The organism is Methylobacterium sp. HMF5984 (assembly GCF_045033435.1).
Taxonomy (GTDB): Bacteria; Pseudomonadota; Alphaproteobacteria; order Rhizobiales; family Beijerinckiaceae; genus Methylobacterium.
The window spans coordinates 112,321-133,838 of record NZ_JBJFLN010000001.1 but is presented as its reverse complement, the minus strand read 5'-3'; the positions used below and the strand labels follow the sequence as shown (position 1 = coordinate 133,838).

General features: G+C 73.1%; 19 protein-coding genes. 10 read left to right on the top strand and 9 right to left on the bottom strand.

Annotated features, from left to right (window positions below; all coding sequences use genetic code 11):
* Positions 1-145: 145 nt before the first annotated feature.
* The 3 genes from ACFZ8E_RS00665 to ACFZ8E_RS00655 form a co-directional block, all read right to left on the bottom strand.
* Positions 146-3,292, bottom strand: a complete 3,147-nt coding sequence (locus tag ACFZ8E_RS00665; RefSeq protein WP_405041701.1) for an MdtB/MuxB family multidrug efflux RND transporter permease subunit — start codon at positions 3,290-3,292, stop codon at positions 146-148.
* Between the two features lie 241 nt (positions 3,293-3,533).
* Positions 3,534-4,868, bottom strand: a complete 1,335-nt coding sequence (locus ACFZ8E_RS00660) for an MdtA/MuxA family multidrug efflux RND transporter periplasmic adaptor subunit (RefSeq protein ID WP_147727822.1) — start codon at positions 4,866-4,868, stop codon at positions 3,534-3,536.
* A gap of 277 nt (positions 4,869-5,145) precedes the next feature.
* Positions 5,146-5,286, bottom strand: coding sequence for a hypothetical protein (locus ACFZ8E_RS00655; protein WP_243945356.1), 141 nt, complete (start codon positions 5,284-5,286; stop codon positions 5,146-5,148).
* A gap of 304 nt (positions 5,287-5,590) precedes the next feature.
* Between ACFZ8E_RS00655 and ACFZ8E_RS00650 the strand changes: the two genes are divergently transcribed.
* The 4 genes from ACFZ8E_RS00650 (at position 5,591) to ACFZ8E_RS00635 (ending at position 10,376) form a co-directional block, all read left to right on the top strand.
* Positions 5,591-6,745 (top strand): aminotransferase, encoded by a 1,155-nt coding sequence (locus ACFZ8E_RS00650; protein WP_405041700.1) that lies wholly within the window; start codon positions 5,591-5,593, stop codon positions 6,743-6,745.
* Between the two features lie 441 nt (positions 6,746-7,186).
* On the top strand, positions 7,187-7,639 hold the full coding sequence (locus tag ACFZ8E_RS00645; protein WP_147729523.1) for a DUF4112 domain-containing protein: 453 nt from the start codon (positions 7,187-7,189) through the stop codon (positions 7,637-7,639).
* A 277-nt stretch (positions 7,640-7,916) separates the two neighbouring features.
* Positions 7,917-9,128 carry an ABC transporter permease gene (locus tag ACFZ8E_RS00640; RefSeq protein WP_147729747.1) on the top strand — a complete coding sequence of 404 codons (1,212 nt, stop codon included), beginning with the start codon at positions 7,917-7,919 and terminating at the stop codon, positions 9,126-9,128.
* A gap of 705 nt (positions 9,129-9,833) precedes the next feature.
* Complete coding sequence (locus ACFZ8E_RS00635) at positions 9,834-10,376, top strand: MucR family transcriptional regulator (protein WP_147860436.1); 543 nt, start codon at positions 9,834-9,836, stop codon at positions 10,374-10,376.
* Between the two features lie 322 nt (positions 10,377-10,698).
* On the opposite strand, the gene ACFZ8E_RS00630 is transcribed toward ACFZ8E_RS00635, so the two are convergent.
* The 4 genes from ACFZ8E_RS00630 to ACFZ8E_RS00615 form a co-directional block, all read right to left on the bottom strand.
* Complete coding sequence (locus tag ACFZ8E_RS00630; protein WP_405041699.1) at positions 10,699-11,028, bottom strand: hypothetical protein; 330 nt, start codon at positions 11,026-11,028, stop codon at positions 10,699-10,701.
* Positions 11,029-11,137: 109 nt separating this feature from the next.
* The gene (locus tag ACFZ8E_RS00625) at positions 11,138-11,803 is read right to left on the bottom strand and encodes a transglutaminase-like cysteine peptidase (RefSeq protein WP_405041698.1); all 666 of its coding nucleotides are present in this window, start codon (positions 11,801-11,803) and stop codon (positions 11,138-11,140) included.
* 231 nt (positions 11,804-12,034) lie between these two features.
* Positions 12,035-12,730: an outer membrane protein gene (locus ACFZ8E_RS00620; RefSeq protein ID WP_405041697.1), complete on the bottom strand. Its 696-nt coding sequence runs from the start codon at positions 12,728-12,730 to the stop codon at positions 12,035-12,037.
* Positions 12,731-13,121: 391 nt separating this feature from the next.
* Positions 13,122-13,442 carry a hypothetical protein gene (locus ACFZ8E_RS00615; protein ID WP_244029690.1) on the bottom strand — a complete coding sequence of 107 codons (321 nt, stop codon included), beginning with the start codon at positions 13,440-13,442 and terminating at the stop codon, positions 13,122-13,124.
* Positions 13,443-13,596: 154 nt separating this feature from the next.
* Here ACFZ8E_RS00615 and ACFZ8E_RS00610 point away from each other — a divergent pair, with 154 nt between their 5' ends.
* The 5 genes from ACFZ8E_RS00610 to ACFZ8E_RS00590 all read left to right on the top strand — a co-directional run bounded on the left by ACFZ8E_RS00610 (position 13,597) and on the right by ACFZ8E_RS00590 (position 19,656).
* Positions 13,597-14,469, top strand: a complete 873-nt coding sequence (locus ACFZ8E_RS00610) for a DUF6502 family protein (RefSeq protein WP_147729867.1) — start codon at positions 13,597-13,599, stop codon at positions 14,467-14,469.
* Positions 14,470-14,629: 160 nt separating this feature from the next.
* The gene (locus tag ACFZ8E_RS00605; RefSeq protein WP_405041696.1) at positions 14,630-15,925 is read left to right on the top strand and encodes a DUF5666 domain-containing protein; all 1,296 of its coding nucleotides are present in this window, start codon (positions 14,630-14,632) and stop codon (positions 15,923-15,925) included.
* 199 nt (positions 15,926-16,124) lie between these two features.
* Complete coding sequence (locus ACFZ8E_RS00600; RefSeq protein ID WP_405044302.1) at positions 16,125-18,062, top strand: putative bifunctional diguanylate cyclase/phosphodiesterase; 1,938 nt, start codon at positions 16,125-16,127, stop codon at positions 18,060-18,062.
* 94 nt (positions 18,063-18,156) lie between these two features.
* On the top strand, positions 18,157-19,017 hold the full coding sequence (locus tag ACFZ8E_RS00595) for a class I SAM-dependent methyltransferase (RefSeq protein WP_405041695.1): 861 nt from the start codon (positions 18,157-18,159) through the stop codon (positions 19,015-19,017).
* A gap of 372 nt (positions 19,018-19,389) precedes the next feature.
* Positions 19,390-19,656 carry a hypothetical protein gene (locus ACFZ8E_RS00590; RefSeq protein ID WP_405041694.1) on the top strand — a complete coding sequence of 89 codons (267 nt, stop codon included), beginning with the start codon at positions 19,390-19,392 and terminating at the stop codon, positions 19,654-19,656.
* 77 nt (positions 19,657-19,733) lie between these two features.
* Here ACFZ8E_RS00590 and ACFZ8E_RS00585 read toward each other — a convergent pair whose 3' ends face one another.
* The gene (locus tag ACFZ8E_RS00585; protein WP_147729800.1) at positions 19,734-20,243 is read right to left on the bottom strand and encodes an OsmC family protein; all 510 of its coding nucleotides are present in this window, start codon (positions 20,241-20,243) and stop codon (positions 19,734-19,736) included.
* A gap of 76 nt (positions 20,244-20,319) precedes the next feature.
* Positions 20,320-21,096: an ABC transporter ATP-binding protein gene (locus ACFZ8E_RS00580; protein WP_147844123.1), complete on the bottom strand. Its 777-nt coding sequence runs from the start codon at positions 21,094-21,096 to the stop codon at positions 20,320-20,322.
* A gap of 111 nt (positions 21,097-21,207) precedes the next feature.
* Here ACFZ8E_RS00580 and ACFZ8E_RS00575 point away from each other — a divergent pair, with 111 nt between their 5' ends.
* A complete protein-coding gene (locus tag ACFZ8E_RS00575) occupies positions 21,208-21,465 on the top strand; it encodes a hypothetical protein (protein WP_147844122.1) in 258 nt (85 codons plus the stop codon).
* Positions 21,466-21,518: the final 53 nt, after the last annotated feature.

Sequence of the window (21,518 nt, the reverse complement as noted above, 5' to 3'; positions counted from 1 at the left end):
AGGGTGAGGGGGCGCGAACGGCGGAGGCTCCTCCGCCGAAGCCCCCTCACACTCGGCTGCCGCCTCGCCGCGACGACGACGAGGTCGTCGCGGCCCTCTCCCCGCAGGCGGGGCGAGGGGATGCGAGGCGCGGTCGCGATCTTCCTCACGGCAGCGCCTCGCCTGCAGGCAGGTCCGGCTCGGGTTCGCGGCGGCCGGTGATGCGGCGCTCGAGGCGGTCGAAGAACAGGTAGATCACCGGGGTCGTGAACAGCGTCAGCACCTGGGAGACGATGAGGCCGCCGGCGATGACGATGCCGAGCGGCTGGCGCAGCTCCGAGCCGACGCCGGTGCCGACGATCAGCGGGACCGCGGCGAACAACGCGGCCAGGGTCGTCATCAGGATCGGGCGGAAGCGCAGCAGGCAGGCCTCGTAGATCGCGTCGCGCGGGGACATCCCCTCCTCGCGCTCGGCCTGGAGCGCGAAGTCGATCATCATGATCGCGTTCTTCTTCACGATGCCGATCAGCAGCACGATGCCGATGATCGCGATGATGTCGAGCGAGAGCCCGAACAGCATCAATCCGAGCAGCGCGCCGATTCCCGCGGACGGGAGCGTCGACAAGATGGTGATCGGGTGGATGAAGCTCTCGTAGAGGACGCCTAGAACGATGTAGACGGTGACGATCGCCGCCAGCACCAGGAACAGCTCGTTCGAGAGCGCCGACTGGAAGGCGAAGACCGACCCCTGCGGCACCACGCGGAAGCTCGGCGGCAGGTCGATGCTTTTCCGCGCCTCCTCCACCGCGTCCACCGCCTGGCCGAGCGCGGCGCCCGGCGCGAGGTTGAACGACACGGTGGTGGCCGGGAACTGGCCGAGATGCGAGATCAGCAGCGGCGCCCGGCGCTCGTCGATCCGCGCCACCGCCGAGAGCGGCACCTGCCCGCTCGATGCGGTGGAGGAGGGCAGGTAGATCGCGTCGAGGCTGGCGATGGTCCTGTGCAGGTCGGGGTCGGCCTCGAGGATCACTCGGTACTGGTTCGACTGGGTGAAGATCGTCGAGATGATGCGCTGGCCGAACGCGTCGTAGAGCGCGTTGTCGATCGTCGCCGGCGTGATGCCGTAGCGCCCGGCCGTCGACCGGTCGATCGTGACGTAGGCGGCCAGGCCCTGGCCCTGGTGGTCGCTGGCGACGTCGGCCACCACCGGCGACCGCGACAGCGCGTCGGTGAAGCGCGGCACCCAGGTCTCGAAATCCTCGAGGTTCGGCGTCTCCAGGATCACCTGGTACTGCGTCGCCGACACCGCGGTGTCGATCGTCAGGTCCTGCACCGGCTGCATGTAGAGGCGCAGGCCCGCGACGTCGGCGGTGGCCGCCTGGATGCGGCGGATGATGGCGCCGGCCCGCTCGGCCCGCTCGGCCTGGGGCTTCAGGTTGATCAGGAACCGGCCTGAGTTCAGCGTCACGTTCTGGCCGTCGACGCCGATGAACGAGGACAGGTTGGCGACGTCCGGGTCCTTGAGGATGATCGCGGCGATGCGCTGCTGGCGCTCGGCCATCGCGGCGTAGGACAGGGTCTGGTCGCCCTGCGTGATCCCCTGGATCACGCCGGTGTCCTGCACCGGGAAGAACCCCTTCGGGATCGTCACGAACAGGGTCGCGGTGAGCGCGATGGTGGCGAGCGTGACCAGCAGCGTCAGGCCCTGGTGGTCGAGCACCACCCGCAGCGCCCGGCCGTAGGCCGCGATGGTGCCCTCGGTGGCGCGCCGGCCCATCCGCCCGAGCACGCCCTCGCGGCGGCGGGTCTCGGCAAGGGACGCGGGAGATTGGGGCACGTGCTTGAGCAGGCGCGCGCACAGCATCGGCACCAGCGTCAGCGAGACCACCGCCGAGATGATGATCGTGGCCGCCAGCGTGATCGCGAACTCGTGGAACAGGCGCCCGACCACGTCGCCCATGAACAGCAGCGGGATCAGCACCGCGATCAGCGAGACGGTGAGCGAGATGATGGTGAAGCCGATCTCGCGGCTGCCCTTGAGCGCGGCCTCGAGCGGGGAATCGCCGTCCTCGACGTGGCGGGCGATGTTCTCGATCACCACGATCGCGTCGTCGACGACGAAACCGGTGGCGATGGTCAGCGCCATCAGCGACAGGTTGTCGAGGGAGAAGCCGTAGAGGTCCATCACCGAGAGCGCGCCGATCAGCGACAGCGGCACCGACAGGCTCGGGATCAGCGTGGCGGAGACGCTGCGCAGGAACAGGAAGATCACCAGCACGACGAGCGCGATGGCGAGCCCGAGCTCGAACTGCACGTCCTCGACCGAGGCGCGGATCGTCACCGTGCGGTCGGTGAGCAGGCTCACCTGGATCGCGCCCGGCAGCGTGCCCTGGAGCTGCGGCAGCAGCGCCTTGATCTTGTCGACGGTGGCGATGACGTTGGCGCCGGGCTGGCGCTGGATGTTGAGGATGATCGCCGGCGTCTCGTCGGCCCAGGCGCCGAGCTTGGTGTTCTCCGGCCCCTGCACCACGTCGGCCACGTCCGACATCTTCACCGGGGCGCCGTTCTTGTAGGCGATGATCGCGTCGTCGTAGGCCTTCGGGTCCTGGATCTGGTCGTTGGCGTTGATCGCGTAGCTCTGCTTCGGGCCGTCGATGGTGCCCTTCGGCGTGTTGACGTTGAGGTTGGTGATCGTGGTGCGCAGGTCGTCGATGTTCAGCCCGTAGGCGGCGAGCGCCCGGGCGTTGAACCGCACCCGCACCGCCGGCCGCTGGCCGCCGGAGATGCTGACGAGGCCGACGCCGGCCACCTGGGAGATCTTCTGGGCGAGCCGCGTCTCGGCGAGATCCCGCACCTGCGTCAGCGGCAGGGTCTTGGAGGTGAGCGCGAGCGTGATCACGGGCGCGTCGGCCGGGTTGACCTTGGCGTAGATCGGCGGCGCCGGCAGGTCGGACGGCAGCAGGTTGCCGGCGGCGTTGATCGCCGCCTGGACCTGCTGCTCGGCGATGTCGAGCGGCAGGTCGAGGTTGAACTGCAAGGTCACGACCGAGGCGCCGGCCGAGGATTGCGAGGTCATCTGGTTGAGGTTGGCGAGCTGCCCGAACTGCCGCTCCAGCGGCGCGGTCACGGCCGAGGTCATCACCTCCGGGCTGGCGCCGGGATAGAACGTCTGCACCTGGATCGTCGGGTAGTCGACCGAGGGCAGCGCCGAGACCGGCAGGTTCAGGTACGACACCCCGCCGACGATCAGGATCGCCAGCATCAGGAGCGTGGTCGCGACCGGGCGCAGGATGAAGAGGCGGGACGGGTTCATGCCGGGGGCCCCCCGAGCTCACGCCGGCCCTTCCCTCCCCCCTCCGCGGGGGAGGGTGGCCCCTGCGTCGGCAGGGGTCGGGAGAGGGGAGCGACGATGCCGAGTGAGGCGAAGCCGTCGCGCGCATCGGCTTCGAGGCCGATCCTTCGTTCGGATACGGCGCTCCCCTCTCCCCCCCTGCTGCGCAGGGTACCCTCCCCCGCAGAGGGGGGAGGGAGGCGCGTATCCTGGAAACCCGCGCTCACGGCTGCTGCCGCCGGCGGCCGCGCTTCTGTCCGGCCTCTTGGGCGCCGCCGGCGTCGGCGGCGGGGGTGACCTTCTGGCCGTCGACGCCCTCCGTGATCCGCACCGGGGCGCCGTCGCGCAGGCGGTCGGTGCCGTCGGTGACGACGCGGTCGCCGGCCTGGAGGCCGGAGAGCACCACCGTCCGCGTGCCGTCGGTCTCGCCGGTCTTGATCGGGCGGACTGAGACCTTCGCGTCGCCGTCCATCAGGTAGACGTAGGTGCCGGGCGTGCCCTGCAGGATCGCGCCGTTGGGGACCAGCGCCGCGTTCGCCACCGTGTCGACGGTGAGCTTGGCGTTGACGAACTGGTTCGGGAACAGCTCCTCGTCCTTGTTGTCGAACAGGGCGCGCAGCTTCACCGTGCCGGTGGTGACGTCGATCTGGTTGTCGACCGTGTCGAGGGTGCCGGTGGCGATCTCGTGGGCGTCGCCCCGGTCGTAGGCGCGGACCGCGAGCTTGGCGCCGGCGCGCACCCGGCGCATCACCCGGGAGACGTCGTCCTCGGGCAGGGTGAACACCACCGAGATCGGATGGAGCTGGGTGACGACGACGATGTTGGTCGAGGCCGCGGTGATGTAGTTGCCCTGGTCGACCTGGCGCAGGCCAACCCGGCCCTCCACCGGCGAGATGATGCGCGCGTAGGCGATGTTCAGCCGCTGCTGGTCGACGAGGGCCTGGTCGGAGGCGACCGTGCCCTCGTTCTGCTTCACCAGCGCGCCCTGGGTGTCGACGTTCTGCTTCGAGATCGAATCCTGCTGGGCGAGGCGCTGGAAGCGGGCCAGGTCCAGCTTCGAGTTCTGCAGCAGCGCCTGGTCGCGGGCGAGCTGGCCCTGGTACTGGGCGAGCAGCGCCTCGTAGGGCCGCGCGTCGATCTGGGCGAGGTAGTCGCCCTTCTTCACGGTCTGGCCCTCGCGGAACCCGATGTCGGTGAGGTAGCCGCTGATCTGCGATTTCACGGTGACGGTGGCCAGCGGCGTGACGGTGCCGAGCCCCTGGAGCACCACCGGGATGTCGCCGGTGACGATCTGCGCGATGCCGACCGCCTGGGGCACGTCCATGCCGCCGCGCTTGCCGCCGCCGCGGCCGCCTTTGCCCTGGGTCTCGCCGGGGCCGCCCGCGACCTGCGTGCGCCCGTCGTACCAGCGGTGGGCCACCGCGCCGGCCGCCAGCAGCGCCAGGAGCAGCAGCATCCAGCGGAAGGGGCGGAACCGGCGCGTCTTGCCGGGCGACGCGACCGGGTCCGGCTGGAACGCGCGCGCCGTGTCCGTGCGGATGGGTGAGCTCTCGTTCATGACTGATTAGACCACGTTCCGGACGCCGCCGCGCCCGTGTCGCGCCCTATCCTCTCGCTGTTTTCGTCCGCGGGCCGACCGTTCGTCGGCCCGGGGAGCGAATCCGACACCCTGGCCCCGGCCGCCTGTACGGCATCCGAACGGACCGTGCCCTGCGGCACCCGCGCCGGGCGCGGCTCGGGTCCGGGTGCGCCCGCTCGGCATCCCTGCGCCGCAGCCATCGCCCGTCAATGCGTCGTCAGTACGGCACCGATGTTTCGGTGCTGTTGCTGGCCCGTCAGGGCCGCTCCAGCGCGCGATAGTACCGCACCACGTCGCGGTAGGTTTCGTCGACCGGCGCCACCGGGACCGCGCGCCGCAGGCCGAGGCCGAGGGCGCCGACGGCGAAGGCGAGCGCGAGGGCGCGGCGGGGGGACATGGCGGGCTCCGGCGATCCGTGACGGCAGGCGGACGAGGCCATAATGCGAAAAGGCCCGCCAACGAATTGGCGGGCCTCGCGACGACCGGTCCGGCGCCAGGTCAGGAACGGAACGAGGGGGCGGAGTTCCGCGCCCACCGGCGCCGCACCGGCCGTGTTCCCGAAAGCTATCTCACGGATGATGAATGTCAACATTCGTCAGCCGTGAGGCCTGGCAGCAATCGCCGGTGGCGTGCGCTCCCGCACGTTTCGCGCGGGATCGGCGCCATGGTATCACCCCGCCGATGTCCGCCCCCCGCTTCGCATGAACCCGGTCCTCTCCGGCCTCCCGACCACGGTGTTCGAGACGATGTCGCGGCTCGCCCGCGAGCACGGGGCGATCAATCTCGGGCAGGGGTTCCCCGACGACCCGGGCCCCGCCGACATGCGCGAGCGCGGCGCGCGGGCGCTCGTCGAGGGCTCGAACCAGTACCCGCCGATGATGGGGCTGCCGTCCCTGCGCGCGGCGGTGGCGGCGCATTACGCCCGGCACCAGGGGCTCGCCCTCGATCCCGAGACCGAGGTGATGGTGACCTCGGGCGCGACGGAGGCGCTCGCCGGCGCGCTGCTGGCGCTGATCGAGCCGGGCGACGAGGTCGTGCTGTTCGCGCCGATGTACGACGCCTACCTGCCGCTGGTGCTGCGCGCCGGCGGCGTGCCGCGGATCGTGACCCTGACGCCGCCCGCCTTCGGCCTCGACGAGGCCGCGCTCGCCGCCGCCTTCTCGCCGCGCACCAAGGTGGTGCTGCTGAACGACCCGCTGAACCCGAGCGCGACCCGGCTCGGCGCCGACGACCTCGCGCGGCTGGCCGCGTTCTGCCGCCGCCACGACGCGATCGCGCTGTGCGACGAGGTCTGGGAGCATGTGGTGTTCGACGGCGCCCGCCACGTCCCGCTGATGAGCCTGCCCGGCATGCGGGCGCGCACGGTGAAGATCGGCTCGGCCGGCAAGATCTTCTCGCTCACCGGCTGGAAGGTCGGGTTCGTGATGGCCGACGCGGCGCTGATGCGGACGCTTGCCAAGGCGCACCAGTTCCTCACCTTCACCACGCCGCCGAACCTGCAGGAGGCGGTGGCCTACGGGCTGGCGAAGGACGATGCCTACTTCACCGGGATGCGCGCCGGCTACGCCCGCTCGCGCGACCGGCTCGCCGGCGGCCTCGCCGATCTCGGCTTCACGGTGCTGCCGGCGCAGGCGACGTGGTTCCTCAACCTCGACATCGCCGATCTCGGCCACGCCGACGACGTCGCCTTCTGCGAGGCGCTGGTGCGCGAGCATCGCGTCGCGGCGATTCCCGTGAGCGCGTTCTACCCGGACCGGGCCGTGCGCACGCTCGTGCGGCTCTGCTTCGCCAAGGCCGACGCGACGCTGGACGCGGCGCTGGACCGGCTCTCGGGCGTGCGGCGGGCGGCATCGTGAGCGGGTTTCGGTTTTGGGATGAAACGCCCATCCCCTCTCCCCGCACGCGGGGAGAGGCCCGGCCGCACCCCGTCGTGCGGCCGGGAAGCGCAGCCGAAGCGGCGGTGAGGGGGCGGTGCCGTGGGAGGCTCGCCGGTCGAAGCCCCCTCACCGTCGGCTGCCGCCTCGCCGCGACGACGACGGGGTCGTCGCGGCCCTCTCCCCGCAGGCGGGGCGAGGGGATGCGCGGGTCCCGGGCGCGCGTTCCGATGCGGCGGGAGCTCCTGTGGCCGGGGGCCTTGCTCCAGGGGCCATTGCTCCAGGGGCCATTGCTCCAGGGGCCATCACGCCAGGGGCCATGCGTCCGTCCGCCGAGCGCCGACGACGCCCCCCGCCTTGCCGGGGCAGCCCCGCGGCGCCACATCCCGGGCCATGGCCACCCTCGCTCACCGGTTTCCGCCGATGGATCCCTCGCAGACCTTCTCCCAAAGCTGGCGTGCGGGCACGACGCTGCGCATCGGCGACCAGAGCCGCGAGGCGACGCTCGCCCGGCTCGAGGCACTGGCGCACCTGCTCGATTCCGCCTTCCTGATCCCCGGCCTCAACCGGCGGGTCGGGCTCGAGGCGGTGATCGGCCTCGTGCCGATCGTCGGCGACATCGCCGGCATGGTGATCTCGTCCTACATCGTCGCGGAGGCGCGCCGCCTCGGGGCGCCGCGCTGGCTGATCGCGCGGATGGCCTTGAACGTCGCCTTCGACGGCGCGATCGGCATCGTGCCCCTGGCCGGCGACCTGTTCGACGCCGCCTTCAAGGCCAACCGCCGCAACGTCCGCCTGCTGCGCCGCTGGATGGAACGCAGCGGCGGGCTGCGCCCCAACGAGATCGACGGCACCGCCGTGCGGATCGACGGCTGAGGGTTCCCAGGGCACGCGGTTCCCGTCCCCTCCCCCCTCTACGGGGGAGGGCGGGCCTCGCGTCAGCGCAGGTCGGGAGAGGGGAGCGACCTCTCCGGATGCGGCGCTCCCCTCTCCCCCCCTGCACAGCAGGGTCCCCTGCCCCGCACCCCAGTCGGGCCTGCCCGACTGGGGCACACGGGATGCGGATCTCGGGCAAGCCCGAGATCCGTCGGGGGGAGGGAAATCGCGCGCACCCTACGACCCACTTCGTGCCCCACTTGCGGAGCAGCCCGCGATGAACGAGATCGCCCGGCCCCCCGAGGGCGACGCCGTGCCCGCGCCGATGCCCGGGGCGCAGCCGATCGTGCTGCGGCCGAGCGAGGGCCTGCCCGAGGCGCGGCCGCTCGCGCCCCGCCGCGGCGGGCTGTCGCCGCTCAACCGGCGCCGGCTCGAGAACTTCCGCCGCAACCGGCTCGGCTACGTCTCGTTCCTGATCTTCCTGGCGCTGTTCGTCGTCAGCCTGTTCGCCGAGATCCTGGCCAACGACCGGCCGATCGTCGCCTCCTACAAGGGCGAGTGGCTGTTCCCGGTGCTGATCGACTACCCGGAGGAGAAGTTCGGCGGCTTCCTGGCGCGGACCGACTACCGCACCCCCGAGATCGCCAGGGAGATCGCCGAGAACGGCTGGGCGATCTGGCCGCCGATCCCGTTCTCCTACGACACCATCAACGACGGGCTGCCGACGCCCTCGCCCTCGCCGCCGACCTGGATGCTCACCGACGCGCAGTGCCACGCCGCCGAGACGGTGCCGGGGAAGGGCTGCGCCAGCATTCCCTGGCACTGGCTCGGCACCGACAACACCACACGCGACGTGCTCGCCCGCGTGATCTACGGCTTCCGCATCTCGGTGCTGTTCGGGCTGATCCTGGCCGCCGTCTCCTCGCTGATCGGCGTGGTCGCCGGCGCGGTGCAGGGCTATTTCGGCGGCTGGGTCGACCTGTCGTTCCAGCGCTTCATCGAGGTCTGGGGCGGCATCCCGACCCTCTACCTGATCATCATCATCTCGGCCTTCATCGCGCCGGGCTTCTTCGTGCTGCTCGGGATCATGCTGCTGTTCTCGTGGGTGGCGCTGGTCAGCGTGGTGCGCGCCGAGTTCCTGCGCGCCCGCAACTTCGAGTACGTGCGGGCGGCCCGCGCGCTCGGCCTGTCGAACGTCCGCATCATGACGGTGCACCTGCTGCCCAACGCCATGGTGGCGACGCTGACCTTCCTGCCGTTCATCCTCAACGGCTCGATCACCACCCTGACCTCGCTCGACTTCCTCGGCTTCGGCCTGCCGCCCGGCTCGCCCTCGCTCGGCGAGCTGCTGGCCCAGGGCAAGGACAACCTCACCGCGCCCTGGCTCGGCCTGTCCGGCTTCCTGGTGATCGCCGCGATGCTGAGCCTGCTGGTCTTCGCCGGCGAGGCGGTGCGCGACGCGTTCGATCCGCGCAAGACCTTCCGCTGAGCAAGACCTTCCGCTGAGCGAACCCTGCCGCTGAGCGAACCCTGCCGCCGAGCGAGCCTGTCCGAACCGCAAGACTGTCCGTCGGCACCGGCGTCGCGCGAAGCGACTGTGTCCCGGAGATGCGCCCGCCGGCCGCGCGCCGCGAATGCCTCGCGCGAGGACCGGGCCGGCCCTCGGATGCTTGATCCCCGAGGTTCGAGCGCCGTCGGCGCGGCGGGATCCTCCGGCCCGAGGCATCCGTTCCCACGCCCGGCCGCGAGAACATCATCGCGATACTTAGTATGTCTATACCGGTACGCGTGAATTCAAAATATCCCAGGCCATTGATCTTGGTGCGACACTTTTATCCACCATTGCGCAGACCTCCGGTTTGGACATAAAGCCGTCGCCCGGGCCGGCGGTCGCGCAAGACGCATCCGTCCAGCATTTGGCCCGCCCGCCCCGCCCGCGCGCGGGCGCTGTAACGGGTTCGGGCAACAGCGGAATCCCGCCCTCCGCAGTTGCAGAGATTTCGCGCGGCGCTGAGCACTGCATTGCTGCGGATGCCGGGTCGGTTGCACGGATAGCGCCGAAGCACGGCAGGCAAGATCCACACTTGTTCGTGTGTTGAGCACCGATAACCGCTCCGACATCCTTGCTTTCTCTGCCAAACATCATAATTCCTTCGGGTGGGGACCCATCAAGGAACAGGCAAGGAACGGACGTATGTCTGAAACTACACCGTCGGCACAGACCAGCAACGAGTATATCGAGCGGACCGTCGACGTCGTCGCGGCCTACGTGTCGAACAACTCCGTGCCGATCACGGAACTGCCGACGCTCATCGCCAGCATTCACGAGGCGCTGAACAACGTCGGCTCCGGAACGACCCCCGTCGCGGCCGAGACGGTCGAGAAGCCCAGCCCCGCGCAGATCCGCAAGTCGATCCGCCCCGACGGGCTGGTCAGCTTCATCGACGGCAAGTCCTACAAGACGCTGAAGCGCCACCTGACCAAGCACGGCCTCGACCCGCACAGCTACCGCGACCGCTACGGCCTGCCGGCCGACTACCCCACCACCTCGGCGAACTATTCGGCCCAGCGCTCGGCGCTCGCCAAGAGCCTCGGCCTCGGCCAGCCCGGCCGCTCGACCCCCGCCGAGGCCCCCGAGGAGGTCGAGGAGGCGGCGCCCGCGCCCGCCCGCCGCGGCCGCAAGGCTGCGACCTCCGCCGTGAAGGGCAGCCAGTCCCGCAAGGCCGACGCCGCCTGAGGCCGAGGCGGCCTCGCGCCCGCTCCGGCACGATCCCAGCCCCATCGGCAGACCCGGTCTCGCCGGAGACCTGCGTGCCGTCGGGCAGGTCGTGCCGGACGGGCGGATCGCGCCTCCCTCCACTCCCTCTGCCTCCGCTCCCCTTCCCTCCGCTCCCCTGCAGCGCCCGACGACCGGCCCACGCCGCTCGGGCCGGCATTCGCCGGACGCGTGAGCGGGAAAGGCGCGGCGTGGCGAGCGAACCGACACCGCACGCGCGCCGCGATCCGGCGCGGCGTGCGGTGTCGTTTGCGAAGACCGTTCTCTCGAAGGATCGGCGGCGTCAGAGCGCGGCGCGCTGCCCGAGCAGCCGGGCCCGCGCCCGCGCGACCAGGGCGGCGCGGGCCTGCTCGGCGTCGTCGGCATCGAGCAGCGGCGAGGTGGCGAGGGCGGCGAGGTAGGCCCGCTCGGGCGCGCGGCAGGCACCGATCGCCGCGTCGGCCGCCAGGAGCCGGCTTCCGATCGCGGCGCGCAGACCGAAATGCCGGTCGAGGCAGCCGTGCCAGGAGGCGTAGCGCGTCCCGGCCTCGCCGGCCCGCGCCGGCAGCACGGCGGCGAGCGCGACGAGCAGGCCCGCGGCGAGCAACGATTGCGGGATGGAACGGAACATCATGGGCGTCGGGGTGGGCGGCTCCGATCCCGGAGCGTCGCGCCGACGCGGTGAAGGTTTCGTCAACGCCCCGACTGCGAGGCCATCCCGTTTCGGGACGTCGCCGCCGATCTCAGCGGTTGGCGGTGGTGACCGGGGAGGTGACGCCGCCGAGGGAGACCCAGGCGACGGCGTCCTGGCTCTCGCGCTTGATGAAGGTGTAGCCGGTGCGGTGCCAGGGCAGGATCTGGCTGGTCTTGTTGTCGAGCACCAGGTCGCCGCGGTCGGTGATCAGGGTGAGCACGGCGTGGCCCTCGCCCTTCTCGTCGATGACCACGGTCATCCGCATGGCGCGGCGCGGCAGGCCTGCTTTCGCCAGCAGGCTGCGCTTGAGCAGCTGAAAATCCTCGCAATCGCCCGAGCCGTCCTCGGCCAGGTCCCAGTGGTCGGGAACGCCGAGGTGGTCCATGTCGGTGATCGCGGCGACGGTCTTGTTGACCCGGCGGTTGACGGCCTGGATCGTGTTCCAGATCGCCGGGGTCATGGCGATGCGGGCGGGCTCGGCGGGGTCGACCGCGCACTCGGCCGGGTAGCCCTGGCAGAAGGCGACCCAGGCGAGGATCGGCTTGGCGACGCCGACCGGCGCGGCGGCGATGGTGGGGGCGGGCAGCGAGGCCAGGGTCTGCGCCGCGACCGGGGCGACGGCGAAGGCGAGGCCCGCGGTCACCGCGAGGCCGGCGAGGGCCTTGCGCAGGCGGGGCGCCGACACCGCCCGAACCGTCGAAATCGCGAACCGCATCGCCGTGGCCCAACCCGTTAAGCTCTCGTTAACGAAAGCTCTCACGCCCGGGCCCCGACGGCAATCGCCCCCTTAACGAAAGGTTAATGCTGTGCGTAACACGGGCGTGCGGATCGGGCGGCTGGACCGATGCAGACGGGCCACAGGCGGGATGCGGGCGCCTCGCCCGGCCCGGCGGGTGCCGGCTCGGACGAGGCCCTTGCGGATCGCGCGCCGCGCGGCGGCGTGGTCTCAGAACCGGTAGTTCAGGCCGGCGCGGACCAGGCCGAAGCCGGCATCGCTGCGTCCGGGGCCGTAATAGGCGGCGGTGGCGGCATCGTAGTAGGTCGCGCCCGAGACGCGCTTGCCGAGGTCGAGGTAGAGCGCCTCGATCTTGGCCGAGATCCTGTCGGTGAAGGCGTACTCGATGCCGCCGCCGACGGCGTAGCCGGTCCGCGTCGTCTCCGGCAGGGCGTAGGGGTAGGCGGCCGCGTTCGCCGAGGCCGACCCGCCGCCGTAGGCGAAGCCGCCGGTGCCGTAGATCAGCACCCGGTCGAAGGTGTAGCCGACGCGGCCGCGCACCGTGCCGAAGTAGTCGAGGCTCGGGCGGACGCTCGCGTAGGGCACCGTGCCGAGATAGGCCGCATCCGCCTTGGCGAAGGCGGTGCCCTGGATGTCGGCCTCGACGCCGACGACGAAGCCCGAGCCCGGCGTGAGCTGGTCGTTATAGCCGACCTGGCCGCCGCCGGCGAAGCCGCCCTTCGCCGCCCCGCCGGTCACGGCGCCGTAGGTCGGGTCGGTGAAGCCCTTACCGGACTCGCGGAACGCGTAGCCGGCGTTCACGCCGGCGTAGAACCCGGTCCAGGTGAAGGCGGGCGGAACCGGCGGCGGCGGAGGCGGCGCCCGCCGCGGCAGGTCCGCGGCTTCGGCGGAGGCGAGCCCGGCCATCAGGCCGAGGGCGGGCAGCAGGGTGCGAACGAGCGCCGGAATGGATCTCGATATGGGGGTTCTCGTGTTGGGATGGGAGGTTTTGCGGAGCGGGATCCGGCGGGCCGCCCGTGCCTCCCCCCTCGGCGGGGGGGGGCCGCGAAGCGGGCCGGGAGCGGGGAGCGCGTTGTCCGGAAAGGTCGCGCCCCTCCGCAGCGGGGGGAAGGCGCGGCTGCGGAAGACGCCCTCCGACGGGCCGGTCAGAGCGCCAGCAGCAGCAGGCCGACGATGGTGACGGCCAGGATCATGCAGATCGCGAGGTCGAGGACGCGGGCGCCGCCGCACGGGGGTCTCGGGTCGGTCCGCATCGGGTCGGTCCCTATGGCGGGCGGCCTTCGGGCGGCGGCGGCGATCATCGGCGCGGATCCCGGTCGGGGGTGAGGAGGAGCGCCTCCCGGACCGGGCTGCCGACCCGGGAGGCGCCGTCGATCACCGCAGCATCCCGGGAGGGGGATCCTGGTGCTGCGGCCTGCAGCGCCCCTGGGGTCGCGACGCGGTGGACCGTGTCCGCGGCGGCGATCCCGAGGGCGGGCAGCGCGAGGGCGACGAGGCAGGCGGCGAGCCGGCCCAGTCGCGAAAGGGTGGTCCCGCCCGGCGGCCTGCGATCGCGGCGCAGGGTCGCGTTCAGGGGCGGCATCGGGCGGCAGACGAGGGCGGGTTTCGGTTCGGGCATCGGCCTCGTCCGGGTCGCGTTGACGTGGGAAATTTGACCACGCCCAAACCGTATGTGTGCAGATTTCCCACGTCAACGCGAAATCGGTGGGCCGAGGTGCGCCGCCGCACGATGTGGGATTGTGTCCCACGTTGCCCGCCTCCATGCTGCGCCGATGTCCGAGACCGTCAACGACACCGCCGAGGGGGCTGCCCTGCACGCGCCGGTGGCGCGCCTGCTGCGCCCGCTGGTCCGGCTGTTCGTGGCGCGCGGCATCACCTTCCCGGCGCTGACGAACCTGCTGCGCGAGCTCTACGTCAACGTCGCCGAGCACGACTTCGCGCTGCAGGGCAAGGAGCAGACCGACAGCCGGGTCTCGCTGCTCACCGGCATCCACCGCAAGGAGGTGCGGCGCCTGCGCGGGGCCGGGGCGCCGGTGAGCGCGGTGCCGGCGGTGGTCTCGCGCACCAGCCGGATCATCGCCCGGTGGCTCGCGGACCCCGCCTTCACCGACCCGGACGGGCGCCCGCTGGCGCTGCGGCGCGCGGGCGAGGACGGCCCCTCCTTCGAGGCCCTGGTCGCCGGCGTGACCCGCGACCTGCGGCCCCGCGCCGTGCTCGACGAATGGCTCGACCGCGGGCTCGCCACCCTCGACGGCCAGGACCGGATCGTCCTGGCCGAGGCCGCCTACGTGCCGCGCGGCGGCGGCGAGCCGCAGCTCTACTATTTCGGGCGCAACCTCCACGACCACATCGCGGCCTCGGTCGCCAACATCCTCGGCGAGGCGCCGCGCTTCCTCGAGCGCGCGGTGCATTACGACGGGCTGTCGGAGGATCTGGCGCGGCGGCTGGAGGCGCGCGCCAAGGAGATCGCGATGGAGGCGCTGACCCAGGCCAACCGCGAGGCCCACGCCGCCTGCGCCACCGATCCCGGCGGCCCCCACCGCTGGAACTTCGGCCTCTACGTCTACGCCGAAGCCGTGCCGCCGCGCGCGGGCGTCCCCCCTGCCGAGGAGGCGTCGCCGGCCACGCCGGAGGCCGGGGCGTGAACCTGTCGGTCGGAAACCTGTCGGTCGCACGATCGCGCGCGGATCGGGGCGGTGTTCGGTCGTCGAGCGACCGGCTCGGACGAGGCGCCCTTCCTCCCCCCTCTGCGGGGGAGGGTGGCCTGCGAGGTCCTTCGCATTCAGGCGCCCCGGGACCGCGCGCATGAGCGCTCCGACCCGCCGCCTCGTCCTGCGCCTGCTCGCCGGCGCCGCCCTGGTTCCGGGGCGCGCGCTGCCGCAGGAGGCGCCGCGCGACCAGGGCATCGGCGGCACCGGGGCGCGGCCGACGGACACGCCGGGGGACGGCGACCGCGGCATCGGCGGCACGGGGGTGATCGGCACGATCCGCCGCTTCGGCTCGATCGTCGTCAACGACCTGCGCATCGCCTATCCCGAGGACGTGAGCGTGCGCATCGACGGGGTTGCGGCGCGCGCCGCCGACATGCGGATCGGCCACGTGGTCCACGTCGTCGCCCATGCCGAGGCGGGCGGCCTCGCGACCCGGCGGATCGACGTGACGAGCGAGGTGGTCGGGCCGGTGGAGAGGGTGGCCGAGGGCGCCCTCGTCGTCCTCGGCCAGAGCGTCGCCACGGCCGGCGTCGCCGGGCGCTGGGCGGTCGGCGACCGGGTCGCGGTGTCGGGCCTGCGCCGGCCGGACGGCGTCGTCGTCGCCAGCCTGATCGAGCCCCGGGCCGAGGGCCCCGCCCGCGTCGCGGGCCCGGTCCGGCGCGACCGCGACGGCCGCCCGGTGATCGGGCGCCTGCGGCTGGAGGGCGCCGACGCGCTGCCCGCCGGCCGGCGCGCCGCGGTCGCCGGCGAGGCGGCGGGCGGCGTGCTCAAGGTGGCCCGCGCGAGCGAGGCGCTGCCGTTCCCGCCGGGGCTGAGCCGGGTCTCGGTGGAGGCCTATATCGGCCGCAGCGGCGGCCGGATGAATCTCGGCTCCGGCCTCGACGTCGCCGGGCCGGCCGGTGCGGCGATCCCGCGCCGCGGCAGCGTCCGCGCCGTGCTGACGACGCGGCCGGCCGCCGACGGGCGCCTCACCGTCGAGGCCCTGCGCCTCGACGAACGCGGCACCGCGCCGGGCCGCAACCCGCTGTTCGAGCGCGCGCCGGACCGGATCGACGGCCGCGGCCTGCCCGGAGGCGGCCCGGACGGACGCTTCGAGCGCGGCGGCCGTGGGTCCGGCGGCGGCGGGCCGGGGGGCGGTGGACCGGGCGGCGGATCTGCGGGCGGCGGGCTCGGCGGCAGCGCACCGGGCGGCAACGGACCGGGCGGCGGGTTCGGCATCGACACCCGCACGGCCCCGAACGGGTTCGGCGGCGGGCACGGCGGCCCCGGCGGGTTCGGTGGCGCGGGCGGGCTCGGTGGCCCGGGCGGTCCCGGCGGCTTCGGCGGGCCGGGGGCCGGCCCCGGCGGGTTCGGCGGGCCGGGCGGGCCGGGCGGCGGCCCCCGGCGCTGATGTCGCACGCGCGCCGTCCAACGCTCGGCGGCCCGCGTGCTTAAGCGATCCTTCACCGCTCCGGCGTCAGTCGAAGGGACGCCTGCAGGTTGGATGCGACGTGCCTGACCCCTTGAACGACCGGCCCCGTCCGGTACCGAGCCCGTCGGACCTCGACCGCCTGATCCGGCGGGATCAGCTCGCGGCCCTGCGCCTGAGCATGTCGACCGCCATCCCGATCAACATGGCCCTCGGCCTGGTCGGCATGATCGTGGCGATCCATGCCGGGCAGGGTGCCGTCGGCGCGACCTGGTTCGCGGCCTCGACGGCGGCCAACCTGCTGCGCCTCGCCCTGTGCCGCGTGCCCTGCGCCGCGCTGTCGCCGCGGACGGCGCTGTCGGCGGAGGCCGCCGCCCGCTCGGTCGACCGGCACCTGCGCCTGGTCTGGATGGCGGCCTGGCTGTCGGGCCTGGTCTGGGCGTTCCTTCCGGCGCTGTGCGCCGGCTGCACCGCGGCGCAGACGGTGTTCTACCTGACGTTGACCTGCGGCACGACCGCCGGCGCGGTCACCTACGGCACCGCCTTCGCCCGCATGCCGATCGGCTTCTTCACCCCGCCGCTGCTCTCGTTCGCCGGATGCCTGCTCGTGGCCGGCGGCTTCGACCGGATCTGCCTCGCCGCGACGGTGCTGCTCTACCTCGCCGCGATGATCCGCGGCGCGTTCCTGTGCGAGGCGGGTTTTCGCGAGGCGAGCCGGCTGAAGAACGAGGCCAGCGCCCTCGCGCAGTCGCGCATGGAGGCCCATGCCAGCGCCAGCGCGCTCGCCCTCGAGATGGCGCGGCGGGCGACCCACGACGACCTCACCGGCCTCCTGAACCGCGCCGGCTTCCAGCAGGATGCCGACGCCGCCTTGCGCGGTGAGGCAGCCTTGCGCGACGACGCGGCGGTCGAGCCCGTCGCGCATTGCCTGATGCTGCTCGACCTCGACGGCTTCAAATCCGTCAACGACGTCCACGGCCATACCATGGGCGACCGGGTCCTGGCCGAGGTGGCGCGAAGGATGGCCGCCGCCCTGCCGCCGGGCAGCCTCGCCGCCCGGCTCGGCGGCGACGAGTTCGCCGTGCTCTACGCGCCGGCGCCGGCGGGGATCGCGCAGGACGTGCTCGCCGCCCGCCTGATCGGCGCGGTCGCCGAGCCGTTCGAATCCCTCGACGCCGGCCGGCTCGGCATCAGCATCGGCATCCACCAGGGCGACGCCGGCAGCCTGACGCATCGCCTGAGCTGCGCCGACGAGGCGCTCTACGCGGCCAAGGGCGCCGGCCGGAACCGCGCCCGCCTGTTCGACGAATGCCTGCGCGACCGGATGGAAACGCGGCGCGACAGCGAGCGCGACCTGTCGCAGGCGCTCGCCGAGGGCGTGGTGACGGTGTGCTTCCAGCCGATCTTCGGGCGGGACGGGCGCACGCTGGTGAGCCTGGAGACGCTGGTGCGCTGGAACCACCCGCGCCACGGCTGGATCCCGCCGGCCGACGTCGTGGCGGCGGCGGCGACGGCCGGCCTCACCGAGTCGCTGCTGCGCGCCATCCTCGAGCAGGCCTGCGCGATGGTGGCGACCCTGTGCCGGCACGGGCTGGAGACGGTCCAGGTCGCGCTCAACGTCTCGCCCCGCGAGATGGCGCAGATCGCCGTCGACGAGATCGTGCTCGGCCGTCTCGCCGCCCTCGGCCTGCCGCCGCGGATGCTGGAGATCGAGATCACCGAGGAGACCGCCCTCGACATCGGCGCGGTGCAGGCCAAGCTCACGGCGCTGGCCGAGGCCGGCATCCGCGTGACGCTGGACGATTTCGGGATCGGCTACTCCTCCCTCGCCTCCCTGCGCCAGCTCCAGGCCCACCGCATCAAGATCGACCGCAGCTTCGTCACCGGGCTGACCGGCTCGGACGACAAGTGCGGGCTGGTCCAGGCCGTGCTCGCGCTCGGGCGCTGGCTCGACATCGAGGTGGTCGCCGAGGGCGTCGAGACCGCCGACGACCTCGCCACGCTGCAGGCGTTCGGCTGCACCCTGTTCCAGGGCTACCATCTCGGCCGGCCGATGTCGGCCGAGGCCGTGGCGGACCTGCTGGCGTCGCAGGCGGGAGCGCGGATGGCCGCGGCCTGAAACCGGCGAAACGCGCCGGCGTCGCCGCGCCCCGCTGACGGCGGCCGCCCGGCATGCAAGATGCCGCCCGGATCGCCGAGCGACGGAGCAGGCCATGACAGCGACGATGACCCAGGCCGAATACTGGAACGGCGCGGTCGGCCAGCGCTGGGCGCGCAGCCAGGGCGTGCTCGATGCGGTGTTCGCGCCGCTGACCGAGGCGCTGCTCGCCGCCGCCGACCTGCGGCCGGGCGACGGGGTGCTCGACGTCGGCTGCGGCTCCGGCGCGACGGCGCTGATGGCGGCCGAGGCGGTGGGCGCGGCCGGCCGGGTCGTCGCCGCCGACCTGTCGGAGCCGCTGCTCGCGGTGGCGCGGGCGCGGCCGGTGCCGGCCGGCGCCGCGCCGATCGACTGGATCGTCGCCGACGCCGAGACGCAGGCGTTCGCGGGGCCGCCCTTCGCGCGGGCGATCTCGCGCTTCGGCGTGATGTTCTTCTCGGATTCGTGCGCCGCCTTCGCCAACCTCCGCCGGGCGCTGGCGCCGCATGGGAGCCTGACCTTCCTGTGCTGGCAGGCGATGGCCGACAACCCGTGGGTCACCGTGCCCCGCGCGGCCGTGCTGCCGCTGGTGCCCGATGCGGGCCCGCCGGACTTCGCCGGCCCCGGGCCGTTCCGCTTCGCCGACGCGGACGCCCTGCGCCGCATGCTGGCGGAGGCCGGCTTCGGCGCCGTCTCGGTCGCGCCGGTGGTGCGCGACCTCGTGCTCGGGCGCGCCGTGGACGGCTCGGCCCGCGCCGCCGCGGAGGCGGCCGCCGCCGTCGCGGTCGAGCTCGGCCCGGTCTCGCGCCTGCTGCGCGACGCCGAGCCGCCCCTGCGCCGGGCGGCCCTCGCCGCCGTCGCCGAGGCGGTGCTGCCCCATGCGGACGACGGCGCCGTGCGGCTCGCGGCCGGGTGCTGGCTCGTCTCGGCCGGGTGAGGCGCTTTTTTTCATCGGCGAAAGTGCGACGCGCCCCTTCCCTCCCCCGACGGAACTTGGGCTTGCCCGAGATCCGCACCCCGTGTGCCCAAGTCGGGCAGGCCCGACTTGGGCACACGGGGTGCGGGGGAGGGAGCGCGCGGGGCTTCGAATGGACTGTCGAGCAACGGCACCGGGATATCCCTGGCGGCGCACGCGGTGGAATAGTTCTACGATCTCATTGAAATAGAACTATAATTTTACTTTCTCGCACGTGCGAAAGCGCACGTGAAACCGTTCTGCAGCGCACCATCTCCCGGTCATGGCAGTGACGGCCACGGGGTGCGCGCAGCGACGCGAGACCGGGTCGTCCATCACGACAAGGAACCGACCATGACCAAGCGTCTCGCTCCCCTCGCCTTCGTCCTCGCGCTCGCCGCCCCGGCCTCCGCCTTCGCCCAGGGCTTCGGTTCGCAGGGCTTCGACGCCCCCCGCGTCGACCGCACCGACTCGCGCAGCTTCTTCGGCATGCCGGCCTGGGTCGACTCCGCCCGCGAGGGCGATGCCCTGACCACCGGCTCGATCGGCCCGCGCCTCGGCGACGAGGCCCCGGTGCGCACCGGCCGCGCCCTGTCGCGGACCGGCAGCCTGGCCCGGTAAGCCGCGCTCCGATCGCAGGATCGGTCGAACGGGCGGCGGAGCCTCGGCTCCGCCGCCCTTTTTCGTGGGCGCTCCCCTCAGCTGCGGGCGGCGGTGACGGCGAGCTCCGGCTTGTGGTTCAGGGTCTGGAACACGACGCAGTAGCGCTCGGTCAGCTTGAGCAGCTGGTCGAGCTTGTCCTGGGGCGCATCGGTGTCGAGGGCGAAGGCGAGCCGGATCGCGCGGAAGCCCACCGGCGCCGCCTTGTCGACGCCGAGCGTCCCGCGGAAGTCGAGGTCGCCCTCCGCGCTCACCGTGCCGGCGCGCAGCGGGATCTCGAGGGCGGTGGCCACCGCCTTCAGCGTCACGCCGGCGCAGGCGACCAGCGCCTCGAGCAGCATGTCGCCCGAGCACAGCTCGGCGCCCGAGCCGCCGGTCGCCGGGTGCAGGCCGGCCACCGCCAGCGCGCGGCCGGTCTCGACCTTGCAGGCGATCGCCGTGTCGTCGAGCGAGCCCTTGGCCCGCAGGGTGATCACCGCGTCGTCGGGGGTGTTGCGGTACTGGTCCTTCAGCGGGGCCTGAAGCGCGCGAAGCGTGGTGGCGTCCATCGTCGTCTCCTCCATCGTGGGTCTTGATCGGTCGCCGTTAGCGGGAACCGCACCGCGGCTCAACCGGCGCCGCCCGCTACCACCAGTTCCCGGCGGGCGCCGCGGCGGCCTGGGCCTCGGCCGGGCGCAGCGAGCGGTCCAGGGCCGCCAGGATCGCGCGGGTCGAGGCCTCGCTCTGCGGCGAGGCGGGATCGCGCGGGCGGGCGATGCCGAGCCGCACCGTCTCGTCGAGGCGGCCGGGCTTCGGCCGCATCACCACGGCGCGGTCGGCGAGCGCCACCGCCTCGCCGACGTCGTGGGTGACGATGAGGATCGTCGGGCGGGTCTCGGCCCAGAGCGCGAGCAGGTGCCCGTGCAGGTCCTTGCGGGTGAAGGCGTCGAGCGCCGAGAACGGCTCGTCGAGGAGCAGCACCCGCGGGCGCGCCACGAAGGCGCGGGCGATCGAAACCCGCTGCTGCTGCCCGCCCGACAGGTCGCGCGGCCAGCGCGCGGCGTGCTCGGACAGCCCGACCCGCTCCAGCGCGTGGGCGACCCGGGCGCGGCGCTCGGGCCTGCGGACGCCGTCGAGGCCGAAGCCGACATTGTCGGCCACCGTGAGCCAGGGCAGCAGGCGCGGCTCCTGGAACACCAGGCCCACGCCGGGATGCGGCGCGGCGATGGCCTCGCCGTCGAGCGTGATCGTGCCGGCGCTGCCGCGGTCGAGGCCGGCGATCAGCCGGAGCAGGGTGGTCTTGCCGCAGCCCGAGCCGCCGATCAGCGCGACGATCTCGCCGGCCGCCACCGACAGGTCGATGCCCGCGAGCGCCTGCGTGCCGTCGGCATAGGTCTTGGAGAGGCCTTGGATGTCGAGCACGGTGTCCGCCGAGGTCCTCTTGTCGCCTGTCGCGTGCATGCCATAGGGCGCGAGGCGCCGCCATGCTACGTCGGCGCCTCGCGCGGCCGCGCGAGGCGATGGGGTGGACCCGTGATCAGGCTCGTTCTTCCGGTGCTCCTCGCCCTCGCGGCCCCGGCCGCCGCCGCCGACCTGCGCGAGCGGCCGGGCACCGGCCGCTTCCGCGCGACCTGCGAGGATCTCGGGCGGTTCTGCACCGCGACGGCCTGCGGCCGCGACCAGATCGAGGCGGCGCAGGGCTGCCGCGCCCTGTGCCCGGGCGCGGCGGTGCTCACCGTCGCCCCCGCCGCCTGCCCGCTGCCGGGCGTGGTGCTGCGCCGGCGGGGGTGAGGAGCCGGCCCTTCCCGCCCCCACACGATCGCGTCACGCCGGGAACGGCCGTG